The 2,819-nt window shown below is 42.3% G+C and carries 1 protein-coding gene and 2 pseudogenes; all 3 read left to right on the top strand.

What is annotated here, in order from left to right; all coding sequences use genetic code 11:
* Positions 1 to 232 precede the first annotated feature (232 nt).
* Positions 233 to 1,885 (top strand): annotated as a pseudogene (locus tag Q0C15_RS02880) (ABC transporter substrate-binding protein); the annotation flags it as partial.
* Positions 1,840 to 2,031, top strand: a pseudogene (locus tag Q0C15_RS08005) (hypothetical protein); the annotation flags it as partial. The pseudogenes Q0C15_RS02880 and Q0C15_RS08005, both read left to right, overlap by 46 nt.
* Before the next feature lie 66 nt (positions 2,032 to 2,097).
* A partial coding sequence (locus Q0C15_RS02885; RefSeq protein ID WP_297215896.1) for an ABC transporter permease occupies positions 2,098 to 2,819 on the top strand: 722 nt, incomplete at its 3' end.

Consider the following 2,819-nt stretch of genomic DNA (forward strand, 5'->3'; position numbering starts at 1 on the left):
AATAAAATAATTTGGGTAGCTTGAATCAAATGAATAAATATATAAAGAATTTGGGTTTTGTGAATATATATATGTTAATATATCACCTTCATTATCGCATTCTGTTGAACAATATTCATTATTATAAAAGTATAGTATCAAAGTAAAGTTTGTATAATTACAATCTTGTATATAACTCTTTGTTAATAAGAAATGAAGATATTCTAAATTAAAATATTGGGATTTTAAATATTCAATTGCCAGACTATTGCTATTGAATAATGCAACGAATTCACAGGGTGGGTATATGTCTAACCTCCTCCTGCCGGGAAATGTGTATGAATCCAACACTTTCTGGAACATTACACAGAATATAACTGTGGACAACGCCACAAACAACATTACATTCCACTTCCAGAGTCCTTTGACACCGAACTTCGTGTTTGAACTTTTATCCGCAAGTGGAGACTTTGTCATGGATGCGAACTGGATCGTTGCCCATGCAACAGCAGCACAGCCAGCCCTTGCATGGAAGGCTGGGTTAACTCCATACGCTTTGCCATGGAATGCGACCGGCTTCAATGAATATAAGGCACAGGGCAACGCAACGGACTACAATGAATACTTGGTGAACAATGTTATGGCCGACGGTCCATATGAAATAGATTATATTATTCCATCATCAGCCGTTGTCCTCATTAAGAATCCCAACTTCAATCCGCCTGGCTCATGGTTCCCAAGGGCACATATAGACAAGATCGTCCTAGAGTACATAGGCGAGACTTCAACGAGATATCTTCAGCTGAAATCTGGATACGCACAGACTGGAGGTATACCCTCTAGCGATTGGTCCCTTGTGGAGGGCCTGGTTAACTCCCACATAGATTACTATCTGTCGAAGCCATCGCTGAGCATATTCTGGTATAACTTCAATACCAACGTCAACACGACTATGCTGTCTACGCTTGACAAGTCTGCTAATATGCCATCGGCCCTCTTCAGTGTCCTTCAAATAAGGAAGGCGTTCGCATATGCCTACAATGAGAGTGAATATCTTAACAAAGATGTCGGAAATGCCAATTATAATGTTACTTTCGCTGTGCCCTATGCTGGTATGTTGGTTGCCGGAATGCTTGGCTATCAGTCAATAGGTGAGCTGAACAACGCAACGCATGGTCAAGTACCGTACTTCAATCTAACGCTTGCGAGCAAATACTGGAGTGAGGGAGTGGCGGATTGGAATAAGCTAGTATATAATAACACACATAGTACTGCTTATAATATAACTACTGCTTCCGACGGAGATTACCTGTATATGGGCGCTCCATTGAATATACCAATAATAATATTCAGTGCTGATCCTATTGATCAAGCGGGGGCCACACAGTGGGGTGCTTATCTGTCTTCATTCATAAAGGGCGCAACATTCCCAGTGATCCCGCTTGCATTCCCAAGCATACTTGGCTATCAGGTACAGGGTCAGAACCCGATGCCAATATACGAGCTCGGTTGGGCTCCTGACTATCCGTATCCTACGGACTACTTGGGCCCAATGGCTCTTCCAGAGAACTCGACCACATATCCAGGGCCTAATGACATGACTCCATATTGGATTGGATACAATACAAGCAACCCTGCAAGGAATACCACTGAGGCAATGTATCTTCAGGAAATGATAGATTACTATGACAACGGCACTGCTGCTGCAAATACAAGTGTTGCCCTGATGTGGTTCCACAAGATGAACGAAGAGCTTATCAATATGACATTCTACGTATACATAGAACAGGCTGTTGACTTCCAGATAATGTCCGATAAAGTGCCACAGAGCGTAATGATAACCTGGGAGCAGAACGTCATGTGGACCATAGGTGTTTCTTTATCATCAGAAGAATACTCCTGCTGATACCAACATTGATAGGCTTGACTCTACTGACATTTATACTTATGAGGGCTCTTCCGACATCACTTTTGCTCTCTCAGTACGTTAATCCTCACAGTACTCTTCCCAGGTCTGTTCAGATCGCTCATGCGAAAGCATTGCTGGGTCTCAATTATCCTGTTCCTGTTCAATATTTCTTCTATTTAGCTGCTCTCTTTCATGGTCAATGGGGATTTATGGTAAGTAATTTCTATACTGGCCCTGTTCTGACAGGCATTGAGGAATTTTTCCCCAACACGCTTCAGCTTACGATATTTGCGGTCATACTTTCGGTCTTGATATCAATTCCTTTGGGAACCTATATCGGATCAAAGCCAAATTCAGTAGCTGATCACGCTGGGAGGATATTCTCGCTTGCCGTTTATGCTATGCCGGCTTTTGTTCTTGCGCTTCTTTTCCAGATAGTTTTTGGAAGAGGTGCTATTACCGGTAACCCACTTGGCGTTTTTCCGATATCTGGTACGTTCAATTATGCATTGGTTCCATTTCCTGTACCATCTTGGTTAGTATCGCCAAATACAAGTGCTCTTGTAAGTCATCCGACCCATCTTATAATATTTGATGCTCTGATTCATCATGACTACGCAATAGCTTACAGTGGGCTTCTGCACATTGTGCTTCCGGTGCTAACTTTGACACTAGGTATACTTGCTGGTATTGTAAGATTCCTTAGGGCAGGAATGATGGATAATATGAGGCAGGAATACGTAAAGACCGCCCGGGCTAAAGGTGTTCCAGAAAAAATTATAATAAAGAGGCACATAAGGAAGAATGCCCTCATTCCGACTGTGACAGTTCTAGGTTTGCTATTTGCGAGTCTTCTCGGCGGGGTTGTTCTGATTGAGGATGTTTTTGACTATCCAGGAATGGGCCTGCTAGGTATAAATGCAATTACCAG

The organism is Thermoplasma sp. (genome assembly GCF_023256435.1).
In the GTDB taxonomy this organism is placed as follows: Archaea; Thermoplasmatota; Thermoplasmata; order Thermoplasmatales; family Thermoplasmataceae; genus Thermoplasma.